This is a genomic window from Vibrio mangrovi (assembly GCF_024346955.1).
In the GTDB taxonomy this organism is placed as follows: Bacteria; Pseudomonadota; Gammaproteobacteria; order Enterobacterales; family Vibrionaceae; genus Vibrio; species Vibrio mangrovi.
Window position 1 is genome coordinate 2,340,264 of sequence record NZ_AP024883.1, and the last position, 21,307, is coordinate 2,361,570.

At 48.0% G+C, this 21,307-nt stretch carries 17 protein-coding genes; 5 read left to right on the forward strand and 12 right to left on the reverse strand.

Features of this window, described 5'->3' with window-relative positions:
* Positions 1–83: 83 nt before the first annotated feature.
* Positions 84–1,298 carry a pyridoxal phosphate-dependent aminotransferase gene (locus OCU74_RS10465; protein ID WP_087479670.1) on the forward strand — a complete coding sequence of 405 codons (1,215 nt, stop codon included), beginning with the start codon at positions 84–86 and terminating at the stop codon, positions 1,296–1,298.
* An 84-nt stretch (positions 1,299–1,382) separates the two neighbouring features.
* On the opposite strand, the gene OCU74_RS10470 is transcribed toward OCU74_RS10465, so the two are convergent.
* The 5 genes from OCU74_RS10470 to OCU74_RS10490 are packed head-to-tail and all read right to left on the reverse strand — an operon-like array spanning position 1,383 to position 6,386.
* Positions 1,383–2,828: an ABC transporter ATP-binding protein gene (locus tag OCU74_RS10470; RefSeq protein ID WP_087479671.1), complete on the reverse strand. Its 1,446-nt coding sequence runs from the start codon at positions 2,826–2,828 to the stop codon at positions 1,383–1,385.
* Positions 2,825–3,613: an ABC transporter permease gene (locus OCU74_RS10475; RefSeq protein WP_087479672.1), complete on the reverse strand. Its 789-nt coding sequence runs from the start codon at positions 3,611–3,613 to the stop codon at positions 2,825–2,827. The genes OCU74_RS10470 and OCU74_RS10475 overlap by 4 nt, the downstream gene beginning before the upstream one ends.
* On the reverse strand, positions 3,610–4,563 hold the full coding sequence (locus tag OCU74_RS10480; RefSeq protein ID WP_087479673.1) for an ABC transporter permease: 954 nt from the start codon (positions 4,561–4,563) through the stop codon (positions 3,610–3,612). The genes OCU74_RS10475 and OCU74_RS10480 overlap by 4 nt, the downstream gene beginning before the upstream one ends.
* Positions 4,556–6,076, reverse strand: coding sequence for an ABC transporter substrate-binding protein (locus OCU74_RS10485; protein ID WP_087479674.1), 1,521 nt, complete (start codon positions 6,074–6,076; stop codon positions 4,556–4,558). Before OCU74_RS10485 ends, OCU74_RS10480 begins: the two co-directional genes overlap by 8 nt.
* A gap of 34 nt (positions 6,077–6,110) precedes the next feature.
* Positions 6,111–6,386 (reverse strand): hypothetical protein, encoded by a 276-nt coding sequence (locus tag OCU74_RS10490; protein ID WP_087479675.1) that lies wholly within the window; start codon positions 6,384–6,386, stop codon positions 6,111–6,113.
* A gap of 901 nt (positions 6,387–7,287) precedes the next feature.
* Here OCU74_RS10490 and OCU74_RS10495 point away from each other — a divergent pair.
* The gene (locus OCU74_RS10495) at positions 7,288–8,601 is read left to right on the forward strand and encodes a right-handed parallel beta-helix repeat-containing protein (protein ID WP_200807661.1); all 1,314 of its coding nucleotides are present in this window, start codon (positions 7,288–7,290) and stop codon (positions 8,599–8,601) included.
* A gap of 502 nt (positions 8,602–9,103) precedes the next feature.
* Here the strand turns inward: OCU74_RS10495 and OCU74_RS10500 are convergent.
* Positions 9,104–10,249, reverse strand: a complete 1,146-nt coding sequence (locus tag OCU74_RS10500) for a polysaccharide deacetylase family protein (RefSeq protein ID WP_087479678.1) — start codon at positions 10,247–10,249, stop codon at positions 9,104–9,106.
* 1,066 nt (positions 10,250–11,315) lie between these two features.
* Here OCU74_RS10500 and OCU74_RS10505 point away from each other — a divergent pair.
* Positions 11,316–12,194, forward strand: coding sequence for a HEPN domain-containing protein (locus tag OCU74_RS10505; RefSeq protein ID WP_159457386.1), 879 nt, complete (start codon positions 11,316–11,318; stop codon positions 12,192–12,194).
* A gap of 26 nt (positions 12,195–12,220) precedes the next feature.
* Positions 12,221–12,721, forward strand: coding sequence for an RNA 2'-phosphotransferase (locus tag OCU74_RS10510; RefSeq protein WP_200807662.1), 501 nt, complete (start codon positions 12,221–12,223; stop codon positions 12,719–12,721).
* Positions 12,722–12,917: 196 nt separating this feature from the next.
* Here the strand turns inward: OCU74_RS10510 and OCU74_RS10515 are convergent, their stop codons facing one another.
* A complete protein-coding gene (locus OCU74_RS10515) occupies positions 12,918–13,688 on the reverse strand; it encodes a putative adhesin (protein ID WP_087479681.1) in 771 nt (256 codons plus the stop codon).
* Positions 13,689–13,938: 250 nt separating this feature from the next.
* Here OCU74_RS10515 and yfbR point away from each other — a divergent pair, with 250 nt between their 5' ends.
* On the forward strand, positions 13,939–14,538 hold the full coding sequence (gene yfbR, locus OCU74_RS10520) for a 5'-deoxynucleotidase (protein ID WP_087479682.1): 600 nt from the start codon (positions 13,939–13,941) through the stop codon (positions 14,536–14,538).
* A 107-nt stretch (positions 14,539–14,645) separates the two neighbouring features.
* On the opposite strand, the gene OCU74_RS10525 is transcribed toward yfbR, so the two are convergent.
* The 5 genes from OCU74_RS10525 to hutC all read right to left on the reverse strand — a co-directional run bounded on the left by OCU74_RS10525 (position 14,646) and on the right by hutC (position 21,246).
* Positions 14,646–16,643 (reverse strand): urocanate hydratase, encoded by a 1,998-nt coding sequence (locus OCU74_RS10525; RefSeq protein WP_087479683.1) that lies wholly within the window; start codon positions 16,641–16,643, stop codon positions 14,646–14,648.
* Between the two features lie 27 nt (positions 16,644–16,670).
* A complete protein-coding gene (hutG, locus tag OCU74_RS10530) occupies positions 16,671–17,522 on the reverse strand; it encodes an N-formylglutamate deformylase (protein ID WP_087479684.1) in 852 nt (283 codons plus the stop codon).
* On the reverse strand, positions 17,515–18,738 hold the full coding sequence (hutI, locus tag OCU74_RS10535; RefSeq protein WP_087479685.1) for an imidazolonepropionase: 1,224 nt from the start codon (positions 18,736–18,738) through the stop codon (positions 17,515–17,517). Before hutI ends, hutG begins: the two co-directional genes overlap by 8 nt.
* Positions 18,731–20,281, reverse strand: coding sequence for a histidine ammonia-lyase (hutH, locus tag OCU74_RS10540; RefSeq protein ID WP_087479686.1), 1,551 nt, complete (start codon positions 20,279–20,281; stop codon positions 18,731–18,733). The genes hutI and hutH overlap by 8 nt, the downstream gene beginning before the upstream one ends.
* A 209-nt stretch (positions 20,282–20,490) precedes the next feature.
* Positions 20,491–21,246 carry a histidine utilization repressor gene (gene hutC / locus OCU74_RS10545; RefSeq protein ID WP_087479687.1) on the reverse strand — a complete coding sequence of 252 codons (756 nt, stop codon included), beginning with the start codon at positions 21,244–21,246 and terminating at the stop codon, positions 20,491–20,493.
* Between the last annotated feature and the right edge of the window lie 61 nt (positions 21,247–21,307).

Below are 21,307 nucleotides of genomic sequence, written 5' to 3' on the forward strand. Positions count from 1 at the left end.
AGATAATTTTAGATTTTTATTCTTTTAAATCCTGATTTGGTGTAACTTAATAAAAAAATTCAATTATTTTCAGGAAGGCTGCCATGCAAAATATCGGGATGTCATCAAAACTTGATAATGTCTGCTACGACATTCGCGGTCCGGTACTCAAACATGCTAAACGTATGGAAGAGGAAGGCCATAAAATCCTAAAGCTCAATATCGGTAATCCGGCTCCTTTTGGGTTTGATGCCCCTGATGAAATCTTAGTCGATGTAATTCGTAATCTGCCGACCTCGCAGGGATATTGTGATTCCAAAGGGATCTATTCTGCCCGTAAAGCGGTTGTTCAGCATTATCAGAAAAAAGGCTTACGCTCGCTGGATGTCGAAGATGTGTATATCGGCAACGGTGCTTCAGAGCTGATCGTCATGTCGATGCAGGCACTGTTGAACGATGGTGATGAAATGCTGGTTCCCGCTCCGGATTATCCGCTGTGGACCGCATCGGTATCGCTTTCCGGTGGTAATGCCGTACATTATCTCTGTGACGAAGAATCAGACTGGTATCCGGATCTGGACGATATCAAGAAGAAAATCACACCCAATACCCGGGGGATTGTTCTCATCAATCCGAACAACCCGACCGGCGCAGTCTATAGCCGTGACTTTCTGCTGGAATTTATTGAAATTGCCCGTCAGCATAAGCTCATTATTTTTGCCGACGAGATTTATGACAAAATCCTGTACGACGGCGCAACTCATACACCGATTTCAACACTGGCCGATGATGTCCTGATGGTTACCTTCAACGGCCTGTCCAAAGCTTACCGGGTCTGTGGATTCCGGAGCGGCTGGATGTTCCTGAGCGGACCAAAACATCTGGCAGCCGGTTATATCTCCGGACTGGATATTCTGGCCTCCATGCGTCTGTGTGCCAACGTACCGATGCAACATGCGATTCAGACCGCACTGGGTGGTTATCAGAGTATCAATGAGCTGATTCTTCCCGGTGGCAGACTGCTGGAACAGCGCGACCGAGCCTGGGAAATGATCAATCAGATTCCGGGGATTTCCTGTGTGAAACCCAAAGGGGCGATGTATCTGTTCCCGAAAATTGATACCAAGATGTATAACATTCAGGACGATCAGAAGATGGTGCAGGACTTTCTGATTCAGGAAAAAGTCTTACTGGTTCAGGGCAGCGGCTTCAACTGGCCGAAACCGGACCATTTCCGGATCGTCACCCTGCCGCACGTTGAAGATCTGGAAATCGCGATCAGTCGCTTTGAACGTTTCCTTTCAACCTATAGTCAGTAAACATGACGATGTAATCTTTGCAAAACAGGCCCGGATATAGTCCGGGCCTGTTGATTATGATCATTAAGAATAACAAAGCATACATTAAGCCGGTAAAGGCGGTTCAGTCACCGAGAACGTGTCTCTGATGGTCGCAGCTTCCGGTGACAGTTCAATCACCCGGTGACACACCTTTTCCAGCATACTTTTCTCATGACTGACCAGTAACAATGCACAGTTGACTTCCCGGGCGACATCCAGAATCAGCGACAGCGTTTCCTGAGCAGTGGATGGATCTAACCGAGTCGTCGGCTCGTCAGCAATCAACAGTTTCGGTTGCAGCAGCAATACCCGCAAAATAGCGAAACGCTGTAATTCTCCGCCAGACACCTGACTTGCAGACTGCTGCAATAATTTCGGGTGCAGATGTAACCGTTGCATCAGTGATTCCGGCACCTTCGCATCGATCCGATACTGGCGGCAGATATCCTCAATCAGTGTTCCCAGAGTGACATGCGATGCAAACGCCCCCGGCGGATCCTGATAGAGCTTCAGTTTCTGCCCTGCTGCCAGTGGTTGTAGATACTCGACATGCCCGGCCAGCGGCTCACGCAATCCGAGTACTGCCTGACATAATGTCGACTTCCCACATCCACTCGGACCGCTGATACCCAACACTTCACCTGCCCGCAGTTCAAAGGATAAGTCCTCAAACAGAACCAGGTTTCCAACCGCCATTTTTAACTGACTAACCTGCAATAATACAGCTCCGGGTTGATGAGTATTCCGGAACGACCAGTGACGGGGATGCGCAGTGATTAACTGATGAGTATAACGATGTTGTGGCTGTGCCAGTATTGACACTGCTTCCCCCTGCTCGACAACGTCTCCCTGATGCATCACCAGCATCGTGCCACCCAGTTGTTCAGCTACCTCAATATCGTGAGTCACCGTCAGTAATGCACCTTGCTGCCGGTACTGCTGTAACATGTCGACCAGACGTTCCCGGCTTTGATCATCCAGACCTTTGGTCGGCTCATCGGCAATCAGGATCTCACCGCCACCACTGACCGCACAGACATAAGCGCCACGCTGAGCCATCCCGCCGGAAAGCTGGACCGGATATTTCTGCTCATGCCCACCAAGTCCGACAGAAGCAAACAACCGGCGACACAGATCCCAGCTTGTTTTCTGATCGCTTCCCCGTAAAAGTTCAGGCACTTCTTCTGCCTGACGGGACAAACTCATTAGCGGATCCAGTGCCTGTGACGGCTCCTGAGGCAAGATTGAAAAAACACGCCCCCACAGTTTTTCCCGGCCTCCGGCAGACATCGAATGCAGCGCCTGACCGGACAGCCATATTTCTCCCTGGCTTGTGAACGGCTCCGGAAGTGCACCGATAATCGCTTTCAGCAGCAGACTCTTCCCGGCACCGGTTTCTCCCAGAATCGTCAGGGATTCAGCCTGTTCCAGTTCAAACGAAACCGGCCCGACAACACAACGGTTTTCCAGCCAGACAGATAACTGATGTACCTGAAGTAAAGGTGTCATATGCGCGAATCTCCCTGAGCAAGCAGATGAAAGGAAAAAATCAGCATAGAAACAACCACAATCGGCTGAAGCAGAACCCAGAATCCCTGATCATAGTAACGAAACAGCTCAACCATCATCATACCTAACTCCGCATGAGGCGGACGCAGGCCGACATAGAGGAATCCCAGCGCAGCCAGCGACAGAATCGCATGTCCGGCACCAAAACAGGACAAGGTATACACATCACTGCGGATTTCCGGCCAGATATGACGGCGGAACAAATACCAGCGGCCAAACCCGAACAGACGCGACGATTCAAAAGCATCCGACAGTACCGCAGTCTGAGTCCGGCTGCGAATGACCCGGAAATAGTCAGCCCACATGGTCAGTGAAATCGCAATAAAGAGGAAAAAGAACGAGCCCGGGAAAATCGCCCCGAACAGCAATACCAGAATCAATCCCGGCAGTGCCATGACGATATTCACCCACAATGAGAAAAAGCGATCAACCCAGCCTTTGTACCATCCGGACCATACACCGGCAAGTGTGCCAAGCAGCGATGCCGTGGTAACACATAATCCTGCCATTAGTAATGAGTTCATAATGGCATCGGCAAGCCGGGCAGCATTACTACGCCCGAAGTGATCGGTTCCGAGAACTTCCTGCCAGCTTGGTGCGGCAAACGCAAGATCAAGCTGCTGGCGGGCAATATCTCCCCGCAGCCACAACTTTTCAATCAGCACAAACATGATCAGCATGGTCAGAACCGACAGTCCGACCCACTGTGCACGATATTTCTTCATAATACAGCTCCAGCGAAAGACTGACGGTAACGCGGATCAAAATGGTATTGCACCATATCCACACCGGTATTAATCACCACGAAAAGTAGTCCCATCAACAGCGCGGCGCCCTGAATCACCGGAATATCACGGCTGAAAATCGCATGAGACAACGCATGCCCGATTCCCGGCCACGAAAACAGCGACTCAATCATCACAATCCCTTCCACCAGCCCGACAGCCTGAACACCGAGAAATGCCAGCAACGGTAAGGTAATATTACGCCGCCCGTGATGCAGATAAGCCTGTGCTTCACTCAAACCTTTCAGCCGGGCAAAATGGTAAAACGGAGACCCAAAAATATCTTTGCCTGTGTTGCGAATCATCCGGTTAGACAATGCTGCCAGAGACAAAGCCAGCGCCAGAGCTGGCAGCAATACATGTTCAAAACGCCCGAACCCTGCCACAGGTAACAAATCAAGCTTCAATGCAAAACACAAAACCAGAATCAAGCCAATCAGAAACACCGGCTGAGCGCGCAGAAAACTAGATACCAGTAAAGTGACCCTGTCATGCCACTGTCCGGCATGGCGGGCACAGTAAATACCAATGGGAAAAGCGATCAATAGTGACATTCCTAATGCCACCACCGCCAGCCATAGCGAGTAACCCAGATGATGCAACACTTTTTCAGACACGGCCTCTCCGCTAATCAGCGACTGTCCCATATTGAAATGCACCAAATCCCACAGCCAGTACAGATACTGTTCCAGCACCGGACGATTCAGTCCCAAGTCTTCAGTCACCCGCTGTGCCGCCTGTAAGTTCACATAGTCATAACCATAACGGGCCGCCGCAATTCGGAACGCCATATCTCCGGGCAGGAGTTTCATCATCACAAAGGTGATTGTTCCAACCGACCAGGCAACAAACAATAGCTGGGAAAAACGCCGGAATAACAACTTACTCATGAATGCGCATCTCCGCCAGATGGTAATCAATCTCATACGGGTCAAAAGAGAACCCATCAACACGCTGTCTGACCGCAATCAACTGCTGACTGTAAGCAATCGGAATGACCGGCAGCTCATCAGCCAGAATCCGCGCGATCTGTTGAGACAGTTGCCGGGAAACATGCGGGTCAGACTCACCCAACAATTGAGTCAGCATGGCGCGGATTTGGGGCGAATCCCAGTTCATGTGTCCCCAGTCACTGCCCTGTGGAGAAGAGAAATCGTCATAAAGTACCGGCAGCGGGCTGCCCATCATGCCGAAATTCCGGGCAATCAGCGCCATCTGCAAAGTATTATCATGATGTTTCGCCGGAATCGCACTGGAGTTATCAATATTGACACTGACCCGAATCCCCAACTGCGCAAGCTGGTTCTGAATACTGGTGGCCAGAACCGGCAGCTCCGGACGATCGGCATAGGTGGTCAGCGTCAGAGTGAATGGCTGTCCATCCCGGACCAGCCAACCCTTATCGTCATAAGACCATCCCTGCTGCTGCATCAGTGCTCTGGCCTGTTGCAGATTACGCTTCCCTTTCAGGTTCACCAGATGCCAGTCGGATTGCGAAGGAGAAAAAAGCTGATAAGCGGCCGACCCCGGCAAACGTAAAACCGTCGAGGCCATGCCTTCCCGGTCCAGTGCCAGACTAATCGCCTGCCGGACTGCTTTATGGCGTAGTTGCGGATGACTGGCATTCAGTTTCAGCAATACCGTCCGGGGCAGTTCCAGTGACTGCACCGAGACTTGTTCTGATTCATTCAGACTTTCCCGGCTAATCGGGTCGATAGAATAAGCAATATCCGCCTGACCACTGCGAACCAGCAGCGCCCGGCTTTCACTCCTGTGTCCGGCCAGATAAGTGATAGTATCCACATGTGCTGATTCGCCCCAGTAAGCCGGGTTTTTACGGACTTCAATTTTATGCGGCGGCTGGGCCTGCACGACCTGATACGGCCCGCTACCAATAACGGACGGAGACTCACCTTTGAATGAGTCTGGAGCAACAATTCCCAGACTGTAGTGTGCCAGCACAGCCAGCAACGGACTGTAAGGCCGGGACAGTTCAATCACCAGTTCACCGTTTTCCACACGAATAGAACGAATCGGCACCTGCCGGATCACTCCCGGTTTGGTCCGGGCATGTTCCAGATTCAACCTGACCGCTTCAGCAGTTAACGAAGCACCATCCTGAAAACGAACATCCTGACGAATATTAAAGCGCCAGTTCAGTCCGTCATCCGACGGTGTCCACTGTGTTGCCAGCAATGGCTGAACAGTGCCATCCGGCATAAGCCGGGTCAGAGACTCCGTCACACCTAAGCGGCTATACAAATAGCCATCTCTGGACAGATCCTGCCCGTGGAATTCAAATGGCCCGGAAATGGTCAACTGAGAACCGCCCTGAGACTGACGGTGTTGGTAAATCGCAATAGCCACGATGCAGATCACCAACATGATCAATATCTTTTTCATATCTAAAATGAGTATTTTATTAATTAATGATACGTTATAACATATCAGCTGATATTTGTTTTTGCAATTGTTTCTCATTTAGATATTGATGAGGGATTTGTTTAATCAGATTAATCCGGGTGGGTTTGATGCGCTCCAATTGAGTCAATTTCAGCAACCTTGGTGATCGCGCATCAGTAACTTTTGGGTGACGCCAAAAGTTACCAAAAACGTCTTTTTCAGCTTCAGTGCATACTATCAGGGTCGCTTTTATTCGCTCCTGCTCATGAAAAGCTAAAATTCCATCCCTGGAATTTTCCCCTGAGTTCATCGTCCAATTTAGCTTTTAAAAATGTTTCACTGAATGCGAATCAACCACCCAACTAAGAAAATCATTCAAGGATGAATGATTAAGCTTTTCCGGGCAGGACGCCCGTAAAAGCTGGTTCTGAACCACATGTAACCAAGCCAGAAAAAAAGATTTTCTGGTTACGCTTGCATCTCTGCAAGAGTAACTGGCGCACAGAGCACCGATGCCTCTGAAATCACTAAAGCAAATTGTGCGTCATATTTTGGAGCCGAAGGCTGGGAATTAGGAATAATGGTGCATTTATATGTGGCTGTGGTTTGGGGCGCTCAAGTTTCATCAATTTCAATAACATTCTCACATGCGCCCCAGGTACTTTTGCCCAGCAGCAAAAGTACCCCAAAATGCCTTAGGTTTGACTTCAGCACGCGTTATCAGGGGCGGATTGATTCGCTCCTGCTCAAGCAATCCTGAAAAATCTTCCCTGATTTTCCCCCCCCCTGAGTTTCGTGACCCACTTAACTTACAAAATGTTTCACTTCATCCAAATCAACCACTACACGAAGGAAGAAATCCACGGATGGATTTCTAGGTTTTTCTGAGTCAGGACGACTCATAAAAACCGGTCCTGAACCACTAGCGGCTCCATCCAGACAAAAAAGATTTTCTGGTGACTCTTGCATCTCTGCAAGAGTCACTGGCGCACAGAGCACCGATGCCTCTGAAATCACTAAAACAAATTGTGCGTCATATTTCAGAGCCGAAGAATAAGGAGGATAAAGAGAATAAAAAGACAGTGTTAACAGTTAATACCGGCACAACAGTGACCATAATCAAGAAAAATGAAACACCGGTTCTTAATTGATAGATATTGTTTATTAGCCCATATATCTTGGGTAAAAAATAAACAACACATGGATCAATTATGAAAATGAAAATATTCTCCATATCGATGCTTATCGTGTTTAGTAATGTTTGTGCTGCCAAAAACCTATATATTGCGCCTTATGGTTCAGACAACAACTCAGGTACGCTATCATCTCCGCTAAAAACCATTATGGCAGCGCAATCTGCTGCTTCGTCAGGTGATACCGTTTATATCCGTGGTGGCACTTATTATTTAAACGATTCGAATATTACTCAATATCAAAGTATTCGCGCTATCGTCAATAATATTACCAAAAACAACATTAGCTATATTAACTATGGCTCCGAACGCCCGGTGTTCGATTTTTCGAATGTGAAACCGACTAACTACCGCAACACTGCATTCATGGTACGCGCAGATAACTGCGTATTTAAAGGCTTTGATGTGGTTGGCGTACAAGTCACGATTAATGATCATCACACACAGTCAGAAGCTTTTATGATTAACAAAGGCAATGGCAACCGCTTCGAAAACTTAGCAATTCACGATGGGATGGCCATTGGCTGGTATCTGGTCGCAGGGAGTAACAATTATGTCCTCAATGTTGACGCATACAATAACCGTGGATTAAACAGTTACTCTGATGGTAACGTCGATGGCTTTGGAGCTCACCCGACTTCAGCTTCCTACACCGGTAACGTCATCAGCCATTCACGTGCCTGGTTTAATAGTGACGATGGTTTTGACTTAATCAACGCCGACGCTGCCGTCACCATCGAATACAGCTGGGCTTTTTACAACGGCTACGACCAGGACTTCACCAGACTAGGCGATGGCAATGGTTTTAAAGCGGGCGGCTACGGCCGTAACGGCAGTACACCTCCGAGTGTAATTCCGCGTCACACCATTCGCTACAACTTAGCAGTCCGCAACCGCTCTGCGGGCTTTTACGCCAATCACCACATTGGTGGTCAGAACTGGATAAACAACACGTCAATTCGTAACCAGAGCGCTAACTACAACATGCTATCGACCCTTGATGACAACCGAACAGATGTCAATGGTTACGGGCATTACATGCGCAATAACTTAGGATTTGATGGTCATAACGAAGTAATTAATCTGGGGAATAGCACCGAAAATGATATCAGTTACAACTACTTCAACTTGCCCGTTACGATCACATCAAAAGACTTTGTCCGTCTTGATGAACGTGAGCTAATGTATCCTCGCCAAGCCGATGGTTCCCTGCCAAGAATCAAATATGCGCTCCTGAAAAAAGGAAGTGATTTGATTGATGCCGGCACCTATGCTGGCGACGATTACGAAGGCGTCGCGCCGGATCTGGGCGCATTTGAGTATCATGATTAATGGTGCATTTATATGTGGCCGTGTTGGTTTGGTACGCTCAGGCTTCATCCATTTCAGCCACATGATCACCCGCGCCCCAGTTCCTTTTGATAGATGTCAAAAGGAACCAAAAACATCTTTTTTGAGTTCAGTACACATTATCAGGGGCGGATTGATTCGCTCCTGCTCAAGCTTTTTTTGTTATGGGATGCTGAAAAATCATCCCTGATTTTTCCCCTGAGTCCATCGTTCAATCTGGCTTTTAAAAAATGTTCCACTGAATATAAATTAACCACTCAACTAAGAAAATCATTCACGGAAGAATGATTAGGCTTTTCAGGGCATGGATGCACTTAAAAGCCGGTTCTGGACCACCAGTGACTCAGCCAGACAAAAGATTTTCTGGTTACTCTTGCATCTCTGCAAGAGTAACTGGCGCACAGAGCATCAATACCTCTGAAATCGAAAAAACACATTGTGCGTCATACCTCAGGGCCGGCGAAAAGTGTTTCGCCCAAACTGGTTACGGCGCGACTGCTTTACCGCTGTATGGATCGATCCGCCCGGGGCATAACCCCTTCGCTTTCAAATTACGGGCAATTTGTGCAATGGCATTGTTGGTGTTTCTGTAGCCATCGTGCATTAAAATGACCTGTCCGTTTTGCAGTCGATTGGCAGCATCGACAATGGCGCTGGTGCTCGCGTTGTTCCAGTCTTGGGAATCCACATCCCAGGTAATCAGGCGCATACCAAGATTTTGTGCTGCCTGGCGGATCGTTGAGTTAACCTCACCATATGGCGGACGATACAATGTCGGTGCCGGAGCCCCGGCATTTTGGATGATCTGACTGGTTCGGCTTAACTCATCGATGATTTGCTGATAACTGTAATTCGTCATGTGGGGATGAGTATAACTGTGGTTTTGTGCCTCACCCACCTCTTGCATACGAGATACCATCGACAGGTTATCACTTACACGTCTCCCCCAGACAAACCACGTTACCGGTTTAAGGTTATTTTGCTTCAGAAGGTTGATTAGCGTACCCGTATTGCTGGTAGGGCCGTCATCGAAAGTGATACCGACATAACCATTGCACTGGCCGTTGTTACCCCCGTTCCCACCATTGGCAGAACAGTTGCCGCTAAAGCAATCGTCGGTATTACCAAAGCCGATGCTACCATTACAGTCCATGTTTTCAGAGTATGAGCCACCACCACACTGACCATTGCCATAGGTAGAAGTGTTGTATTCCATATCTTCAGCCTGTCGGGTCTCACCGTTGACATAGACCCAGTCTAATACAACATCACGGCCGTAGGTATCATTGTCATACTGAACTTGTATATCTCCGGCCGCTTTACCGCTGTAGGTGTACTCCTGAAAACCGTTGTTCAGAGTCCAGTCGGCCACCACAGCACCGCCAATCAGTAGGTTGATGTGCTCTTGTCCGCTGGCACCCATCGCGCGTACCACAATGTCGGTACTGCTCGGGTTTAATGGCATAGAAACGGTATCAGGGGCGTAATCGTAGTCACCATTGTGGGTGCCGGTTTCGTTCGGGATGAGGGTTTCTGCTCCACTGGTAGCTGTCGACAAAACGGCCGCAGTTACGGTCAGAATCGTCAAGATCTTTTTTGTGTAAGTGGTAGTAGTTTTCATTATAACCATTATTATTCTCCAGTTTGACCTCTCACCAATACCACTTACAGAGGTTGGGCCGTTAAGTACAATTTGCCTTATTGCAAGCAAACTTTTGTTTGACTTAACACATTACTTTTATTGTAAAAAGAGTTAAGTGATAAATATTGTAGAAGTCATACCCAGAATGGACAAAGCAAATATTTCCGAAAACAAAGACACTTAGAATAAAAATTAATTTGATAATGTAATTATCAAAAAAAAATAACAAGATCACTCAATTTAAACGATTATTTGAGAGGACAATTCAGTATCTGACATTATTTATTGTTAGATTTTAAAATAAGCACACCTTTTATTAAATTGACGTAACAATGCATAAAGAAATCTTACGAGGACACACGCCCTAAATAAGGACACAAAATAAAGGCAAATTGTACGTCATACCTCAGAGCCGGAGGCTGGGAATTGGGAATAATGGTGCATTTATATGTGGCTGTGGTTTGGTGCGCTCAGGCTTCATCCATTTCAGCCACATGATCACCCGAGCCCCAGTTCCTTTTGATAGATGTCAAAAGGAACCAAAAACATCTTTTTTGAGTTCAGTGCACATTATCAGGGGCGGATTTATTCGCTCCTGCTCAAGCTTTTTTTGTTATGGGATGCTGAAAAATCATCCCTGATTTTTCCCCTGAGTCCATCGTTCAATTTGGCTTTTAAAAAATGTTCCACTGAATATAAATTAACCACTCAACTAAGAAAATCATTCACGGAAGAATGATTAGGCTTTTCAGGGCATGGATGCACTTAAAAGCCGGTTCTGGACCACCAGTGACTCAGCCAGACAAAAGATTTTCTGGTTACTCTTGCATCTCTGCAAGAGTAACTGGCGCACAGAGCACCGATGCCTCTGAAATCAAAAAAACACATTGTGCGTCATACCTCAGAGCCAGAGGCTAAGAAAATGATGGGAAAAGAAAAAGAACCCCGTCGCATTTCCCCCAACAACAACACTAATACCATGACAAATAGTGTTTTTTACTACCCGCTTCTTTTATCCTATAGCAATTCAATCCATACAGACCAAACTTGCTTTATGAAAACATCCCTCGACCATCTGCCCGAAGCCAAACAGCAGGAGCTTACCAGCATATCAACCATTCTGCGCGATACACTGGAAGATTACCTTCAGGGCAAAACCGGGAGTAAAAGTGAGTTTCGCATTCTGAAAATCATCCTGTTCGGCAGCCACGCTAAAGGCAGTTGGGTCAACGACCCGGTCAATGGCTATATCAGCGACTACGATATTCTGGTGATTGTGAACAAACCGGCACTGGTTGAGGAAGATATTGTCTGGCAACGGGCCAAAGAGCAGATTGACCGTAAAGTCACCTCCGCACCGCTGGGATTAATCGTCCACGATCTACGCGAAGTCAACGAACGGCTGCAACAGGGTCATTACTTCTTTAAAGATATCCGCGAAGAAGGCATTGAACTGTTTGCCGCCACACCGAAACCACTGGCGGAACCAGGAGATTTGACTGAGGCAGAAAAGCAGGAAATTGCCCGCAAGCATTATGAGCAGTGGTCTTATTCAGCCCATCGTTTTTTTCGCTATTATGACGTTGCTGTTTCTGATGAAGATTGGATTCACGCAGCATTTATGCTCCATCAAGCCACAGAAAAATGTTATTCCTGCACTCTACTCACCTGCACCAACTACTTACCTAAATCCCACGACATTGAAAAACTAAGTAAACTGTGCACCCAAATCGATCCTGAGTTTGCGACAATTTTCCCGCTCGACAATAAATTCCACCGCCGCTGCTTCCGCCGCCTGCAACGGGCGTATATTGAAGCCCGCTATTCGGAACATTATGAAATTACGGTTGAGGAATTGGAGTTTCTGGAAGGCGAAGTGCAGCGGCTGAAAGGATTGGTGGAACGGGTTTGTCGGAAAAAGATAGGTAATTAATTTTAAGAATAGAGAGAAGATAAAAAATGACTTCCAAAAATCAACTTAAGCACATCGGTAAATTTTTAAGTTTCGTGTTACGTCATAAACCAGAGGCTATTGGCTTAACTCTTGATCCCTACGGTTGGGCTAACATTGATGAGTTGGTTAATAAAACTTCTCGTTCCGATGAAATAAAACATATTGATAAGGCATTGATTCAGGAAGTTGTAAAGAGCAGTGATAAGCAACGTTTTATCATATCTGAAGATGGTGAACATATTCGTGCCAATCAAGGGCATTCGATTCATGTGGATTTGCAATTAAAACCTGTGACTCCACCTGAATTTTTATACCACGGTACAGCAACCCGATTTTTAGACAGTATCCTTGAACAAGGCTTGAAACCTCAACAACGTCAGCATGTCCATCTTTCTGCGAATACTGAAACAGCAATCGCTGTCGGTCAGCGATATGGCAAACCTGCCGTTCTGAAAATCAAAGCCCGTCTCATGCACGAACAAGGCTTTGATTTTTTATGTTTCTGAGAATGGGGTTTGGTTAACGAGCTATGTCCTACCCGAATTTATTCTGTTTAAACCCTGAATCTTCCAGAACATCTCATAACATCAGAATCATAGATAGATCCAGCATTTCATCGGTATCCCACTGGTTATCCGTTAAGGTCTGTGTATAGGATTCCGCCATTACCTTAGACCAAAAGGTGTCTGTCCTACTAATTTTTTACGACGTGATTTCAGGATACATTCGCAACGGTAGGACACCGTCTTCATTAGGCATATGTTCTCTACAACATACCCAGTTAATTCGCCAATATTGCTTATACCCTAAATGAGATATTAAATTAACGATATCAGACAAATAAACAACACCATGTTTATAATTACTTCCGATGCCAATATCAACACTCCATCCAGCCGGCTCTCCCCTAATTGTCTGCATAATTGCTGAATGCAGTCCTTCATTATGAAAATCTGGCCTGTGCATACCTAATTCTTCGGATTGTAGTGACCACGTAAAATAGTTATAGGTTGCAGAATTAACAAGTTCTAACGCTTTATCACTAGGAGTCCCTTGCTTATCAAAAGTCACACTATTTGATAACTGACGGCCATCAGGTATCCAATAGGCAATTTCAATATTTTGGGGAAGTAGTATTTCTACAGGCTCAAAATCAATTAATCGTCCTCCATGTCCGTGGATATTTAACACACAAACTTGTGGTGGTGGCATACCCATCCCACAAGGAGCTGGAGTCTTCGGTATGGGATCAATACTCGCCTGAATTGTTTTTGAACGAGTTATAAAGGGATTACTTTCATCAACAGGTAGAACTTGTGTGGTAACTTGTTGAGTTTTCGGCTTGGGCAAGCGGCTTTTACCGCATTTACTGCAACTTGGTAGTTTGGCCCCTTCTGATATAACTGGCTGATTAAACAAACTACATTTAGTGTTAACACAATATCCAGTCTTAGTAATAACATTTTTTTCCATAAGGCCTCCCACAGCCGATAATAGTAACTTCTCTGTGATAATGCTGCATTGGCTTAAAGGATTATAGGGCTCATAGAGTAAACACTCGGGGGAATTTTCGTGAATACTCTTTGACCGCTTAAACGTACCCTCCCTCAAGTCATTTTGGTTGCAGTTTGATGCACACAAACTAAATCATGTACCATAACCAAAAGACGATGATCCACTCATCGGTACATGTAACCTCATGTGGTATCACAAGGATAATCCAGTGAAGAAAAAACAGAGCACTTTCATGGCATGGGTGACCCGAATGCCGCTTATCAAGCGCTGGGCACTGATGCATTGTTTTCAGGAAGAGAATGTTTCTGAGCATTCTCATCAGGTTTCCGTTATCGCTCATTTGCTGACCGTGATTAAGAATAAACGCTTCGGTGGCAATCTGAGCCCGGAAAGAGCCGCAGTCATTGCGATTTATCATGAAATTTCAGAAACGAAGCTTCAGGATATTAATTCAAAGACCAAGTACCATAGTCCGGAATTTACTGCGGCCTTTAAAAAACTTGAAGATATAGCCGAGAAGGAATGTCTGGAAACTCTGCCGGAAGATCTCCGCGACGAATTCGCCGATCTGCTGGTCCAGAAAAATGTTGATGCCGAGTATAAGGCCATCGTCAAAGCTGCCGACGTGCTTGCCGCGTATATCAAGACATTGAATGAATTACGCTTTAACAATGATGAGTTCGTCCATGTAAAAGAAGGCCTCGACGGCACTATTGAGAAGCTGGTCGAAACCATGCCTGAAGTTGAAGTATTTATGGACATATTCTGCGGTAGTTGTACCACAACCTTTGATAAAATTTCAGGTTAACTAATACCAATCTGGATAAGAATATGCTCTGAATGGATATGGTTCTACAAACCGCTTAAAACATCCATGTGCGCTTATATAAGGGCATCCATGCCCTTGTATGTTTACTATTTCACGACCATATCCAACAGCTCGTCATCAGCCAGTTCCGGTATCGTGACTTTCAGTCTCGGTTCTATTGCCATTGCCCGTTGAATCGCAAACATCGCGCCGTCGTTTCTGGCCCAGCTTCGGCGGGAAATACCGTTGTTGACATCCCAGTGCAACATCGATTTCAGCCGGGTATCACATTCATCCGAACCATCCAGTACCATGCCAAAACCGCCGTTGATCACTTCGCCCCATCCGACACCACCACCGTTATGAATACTGACCCAGGTCGCACCACGGAATGAATCACCGATTACGTTGTGAATCGCCATATCCGCCGTGAATCGTGATCCATCATAAATATTAGAAGTCTCCCGATACGGAGAGTCGGTTCCGGAGACATCGTGATGATCGCGCCCGAGAATCACCGGAGCTGAGATCCTGCCGCTTCTCACCGCCTGATTAAAGGCAGCCGCAATTCTCATCCGTCCTTCGGCATCGGCATATAAAATCCGCGCCTGAGATCCCACCACCAGCTTATTCTGCTGCGCTTGCTTAATCCATGACAGATTGTCCGCAATCTGCTGGCGAATCTCTTTTGGTGCCTGCTGATGCATCTGCTCAAGAATTTCTGCGGCGATCTGATCTGTGATGTCCAGATCCTGCGGGTCAGAAGAAGAGCACACCCACCGGAAAGGGCCGAATCCATAATCGAAACACATCGGTCCCATAATATCCTCGACATACGAAGGATACTTAAATGAACCGTCCGCTTTCAGAATATCAGCACCGGCCCGGCTGGCTTCCAGCAGGAATGCATTACCGTAGTCAAAAAAGTACATCCCTTTGGCTGTCAGTTGATTGATAGCGCTGACATGCCGTTTCAACGTGTCCTGTACCGCCGCTCTGAATTTCTCCGGTGCACTGGCCATCATTGTATTGGATTGCTCAAAGGTGTAACCGACCGGATAATAACCACCGGCCCACGGGTTGTGCAGCGAGGTCTGATCCGATCCCAGATCGATAGGAATATCTTCTTGGGCAAGTCTTTCCCACAGGTCAACAATATTCCCCAGGTAAGCCAAGGAAACCGGTTTATTTTCAGCGCGTGCGACATGCACCCGCTCAATGAGTGCATCGAGATCCGGATGAACCTCATCAACCCAGCCCTGTTCGTGTCGTTTATACGCCGCCTTCGGATTGATTTCGGCAATAATTCCGATGGTTTTGGCGATCACGGCGGCTTTCGGCTGGGCACCACTCATACCGCCGAGACCGGAAGTGACAAACAGCGGCAATTGGGCCGGATCTCGGTCACTTTTCATTCTCACAGCATTCATCACGGTAATGGTCGTGCCGTGGACAATTCCCTGAGGACCGATATACATAAATGACCCGGCGGTCATCTGGCCGTACTGAGTCACACCCAGCGCGTTGAATCTTTCCCAGTCATCCGGTTTGGAATAATTCGGAATCATCATGCCGTTGGTCACGACCACTCTGGGTGCGTTCGGATGCGACGGATAAAGTCCCATCGGATGCCCGGAATAGAGTACCAGAGTCTGTTCATCGGTCATCTCCGCCAGATACTTCATGGTCAGGCGGTATTGTGCCCAGTTCGAGAACACTGCGCCATTACCGCCATAAGTAATCAGTTCCTGTGGATGCTGTGCAATGGCTTCATCAAGATTATTACTCAACATCAGCATAATGGCTGCCGCCTGCTTCGACTGATGCGGGTACTCATCGATAGAGCGGGCCGTAATCTTATACTCCGGCATCAGACGGTACATATAGATCCGGCCGTAAGTTTCCAGTTCCGCATAGAACTCCTGTGCCAGCACCGGATGATGCCGCTTGTCGAAGTAACGCAGCGCATTTCGGACTGCCAGTTTTTTCTCTTCCCGGCTCAGAATATCTTTTCTTTTGGGCGCATGGCTCAGGTTTTCATCCCGTTCGCGTTTTGGCGGCAGAACCTCAGGGATTCCGGCTAAAATCATTTCCTTAAAAATCATATCATTCACCTCAGTTTATTCCCTGCTTCAATTTGTTCCCAGCTTCAATTCGCCGGACTGACCGTAAGCTAACAGTGCTTCAATTAATTGGTGTAAAACAGCACCAACGCGCTGCTTTTTCGTGTGATCGAGTTGATAGTCCGGCTGATGTCCCTGATGCTGGTCTTGATGACGGTCGGCAAGATAAGTCGCCTGAGAAAGTTCCAGTTGAATGGCATGGATATGATGTTCCGGCTGACCAAAGTGGCGGGTAATATATCCGCCTTTGAAACGGCCATTGCATACATGGCTGAATGAACTCTGACAAACAATGTCAGCCAGATTTGCCATCAGGTTCACCGGGCAGGCATGCCCATCATTATTGCCAAAATTAAAATCCGGTAGCGTCCCGTCAAACAACATCGGCACCTGAGCGGCAATACTGTGGGCATCGAACAGAATGGCATAGCCATGCTGTGCCTGAATCCGTTGTAGTTCTTCCCCGATTTTCTGATGATAAGGAAGCCAGACTTCCGCTTTGATACGACTTTTAGTTGCTTCATCAAACTGCTGTCCTTCCAGAAATACCGCCTGATCAGAGAATAAAATCTCCGGAAACAGCCCGGTCGTCCGGCCGGCATACAGCGGCTTATCATCCACCGGGCGATTCAGGTCGATGACATAGCGGGAGTAGTTTGCATGGATGACGCTCACATCCATCTGATTTAAGAAGTCATACAGTTCGGGCAGATACCAGTCTGTATCCGGAAGGTTTCTGGCGGCCTCTGTAAGTCTCTTCTCCATTTCTGGGAGCAGCACCGTACCGGAATGAGGCATACTGACTAAAAGCGAACTATTGCCCTGCCGAAAACTAAATGGCCTGTCGATTTGATTAGACATGACTGATTTCCCCCGCTTTCACCCGTTTTTTCAGCAGATTACCACCAAGCCAGTAGCTGAGTTCCCCCGGACTGGTCACATCCCAACAGACAAAATCAGCGATTTTCCCGACACTCAGTTGCCCGTGGCTTTCCGCCAGCCCCAGTGCCTGTGCTGCATAAGTGGTTGTTGCTGCCAGTGCTTCTTCCGGTGTCAGACCAAACAGAGTGCAGGCCATGTTCATCATCAGACGTAATGAAAGCACCGGAGACGTTCCGGGATTAATATCGGTCGCGATAGCAACAGGAACATGATAGCGACGTAACAGATCCACCGGAGGCTGCCGGGTTTCTTTCAGGGTAAAAAAAGCTCCCGGTAACAACACGGCAACCGTGCCTGATGCATGCATTGCAGCGACATCGTCTTCGGTCATATATTCCAGATGGTCAGCGGAGAGCGCCTGAAAACGGGCAGCCAGACTCGCACCTCCCAGAGAAGAAAGCTGCTCTGCATGGAGCTTGACAGGCAACCCCAAAGACTGTGCAGTTTGAAAGTAGCGTCTGACCTGATCAGGAGTGAATGCGATCGTTTCACAAAATGCATCCACTGCATCCGCGATACCAAGCCGGGCAATCTCCGGCAGTAGCGTCTCACAGAGATAATCAATATAGTCATCGGCCCGGTTGTGATATTCCGGCGGCACTGCATGGGCAGCCAGACAGGTGGTCCGGATATCAACCGGAAACTGTTCTGCCAGCGTTCCCGCGACTTCCAGCATCTTCACCTCATGGGGCACAGACAAACCATAACCTGATTTGATTTCCAGTGTCGTGACACCATCTTGCATCAGAGATTTCAGCCTTCTGCCGGCGGAGACAAGCAACTGCTCATGACTTTCTTCACGGGTTGCCCTGACGGAAGCAGCAATACCACCGCCCTGCCCGGCGATCTCCTGATAGCTTATACCATTGAGGCGCTGCTCAAACTCATGGGCACGATTACCACCAAACACCAGATGGGTGTGGCAGTCGATTAAACCGGGTGTTACCCAGCCACCGTTCAGGTCATGTTCCTGACCGGCCTGATAAAGTGGTAAATCACATCGTGGGCCAATCCATTGAATCCGCCCGTCCCGAACCCCGATCGCTGCATCTGCTATCGTGCTGTATTTACCATTCACCATGGTTGCAGCGTGAAAACCATACCAGAGTGAATCGAATTCAATCTGTTTATTCATAGTGACCACTTGAAGTGCTTGGCAGTAAACCTGCGGGCATGAGTTCGTTGTGTACGGCTTCGGCTAACAGTGCATTAGCTTTCTCAATGTCTGCCGCGAAATACCGGTCTTTGTCATAAAAAGGCACCCGAACACGAAGATCGGCTCTGGCCTGTTCTAACCGTTCCGTCGATTTCAGCGGGGCACGAAAATCCAGTCCCTGCACCGCCGCCAGTATCTCAACGGCCAGAATGCCCCGGGTGTTTTCCGCCATATCTTTTAAACGCCGGGCGGCAAAGGTCGCCATGGAAACGTGGTCTTCCTGATTTGCCGAAGTCGGCAGACTATCCACCGATGCCGGATGAGCAAAGGTTTTATTCTCACTCGCCAATGCGGCAGAAGTGACCTGAGCAATCATGAACCCTGAGTTCACGCCACCATTTTCCACCAGAAACGGGGGCAGTTTACTCAGATGACTATCGATCAGCAGTGCCATACGACGCTCCGACAGACTACCGATTTCTGCAATCGCAAGCGCCAGATTATCGGCCGCAAAGGCCACCGGTTCTGCATGGAAGTTCCCGCCGGAAATAATGTCACCCTGCTCGGCAAACACCAGTGGGTTATCCGACACTGAATTTGCCTCTACAAGTAATGTCTTCGCTGCATGTCTGATCTGCTCTAAGCACGCACCCATCACCTGCGGCTGACAGCGTAAAGAGTAAGGGTCCTGCACTTTTTCACAGCCTGAATGGGATTCCCCCAGTTCACTGTTCTCAGTCAACAGATGCCGGAAAGCAGCAGCGGCATCGATCTGTCCCCGGTGTCCCCGGACGGCATGAATCCGCTCATCAAACGGACGACGGCTACCCAGCGCCGCTTCGACCGAAAGAGAACCGCACACAATGGCAGAAGCATAGAGATCTTCCGCCGAGAACAGGCCTTCCAAGGCAAATGCCGTGGACGCCTGAGTGCCGTTGAGCAATGCAAGCCCTTCTTTGGGAGCAAGTTGAATCGGCGCCATTCCGGCAATCGCCAACGCTGCCTGACCAGAAATAATTTCGCCTTTATAACGTGCCTGTCCTTCTCCCAGAAGGACGGCACTCATATGAGCCAGCGGTGCCAGATCACCGGATGCACCGACAGAGCCTTTCTGTGGAACACAAGGATATATTTCTTTATTAATCAGGGTGATGATTGCTTCAATAACTGAGAGCCGAATCCCGGAGTAACCCCGGGCCAGACTGTTCACTTTGAGTACCATCATCAGCCGGACCGTTGCATCACTCATGAATTCCCCGATCCCGGCCGCATGGGACAAAACAATACTCCGCTGCAGTTGGTCTAAATCTTCTGCTGCAATCCGGGTATTCGCCAGCAAACCGAAACCGGTATTAATCCCGTAAACGGCCTGATCCTCGGCAATAACCCGATTCACAACCTCGGTGCTGGCGTGAATACCGGCAATGGCTTGTTTATCCAGTGAGATTCTGACCGGCTCACGGCTGATCTGACGCAATTCAGCCAAAGTGATATTTCCGGGTTGTAACGTTAATTCGAGCATGAGCTAAGTTCTCCATCACGTATGCTTAAAGTCTGACGCCTTAATTATCCATCATGACATTACATGTCTATACAAGTCACAAAACAATAAGAGTAAACCGGATACAGCGCAAGTATTTTCCTCACAAACTTTCCCTCACAAAAAAGGGCAAAGGTTTATGCCTTGCCCTTAGAGTACACTCTAGAGTGTATTGACCTTTCGTGAGGTCACTATTGTGCGAAATGACCAAACAGCTGGAATCTGGAGCCCGGAGAAATCAGCCGGGCATTGGTCACCAGTTGTTCCCGGCACCAGGTGCGTCGCTTGATCTGCAGACACGGTTCTGCGGCATCGATTCGCAGTAATTTGCATTCGGCAGGAGATGCGTTCACCGCTTCAACAAGGTGTTCACCTTCAGTCATCGGGGCGACTTTCATCAGATAGTGATAAGCGCCATTATGCTGGAAGTCCTGTTGATCGTATTCGGGAGCCAGCTCGGCATTGACCACGCGATACTCGATTTGAATAGGAAGATCGTTCTCATAGTGCAGAATCGTGGCCCGGAATATACTGTGATTGGTCCGGACGCCAAGGTTCATGGCTTCTTCCATGGTCGCCTTTGCCAGTTTTATTTCAATCAACTCAGCGTGATGACTGTGACCCCGGCTGGCAATCTCATCGGCAATATTGTGCACTTCGAAAAGGGCCGAATGGGATTTTTTCCTCGCGACAAAAGTCCCGACACCCTGCTGGCGCATGAGCACGCCTTCATCGGTCAGCTCACGTAAGGCACGGTTGATGGTCATACGGCTGACATTCAAAGCCTTGACCATTTCAGACTCCGAAGGAACTCTCTGATCCGGCAACCACTCTCCGCTGTCTATCTGTCTGCATATGGCCTGCTTGACCTTGGCATAGATCGGGCCGGGCGACTCATCAATAAGCCGGGACAGGTGGAACATCATGTGGGTGGTCGAATTTTCCATCTTAGTTACTGCTATTCACTGGCACTATAAAAGCCGGATTATAGCGGAAAAATCCCAGACT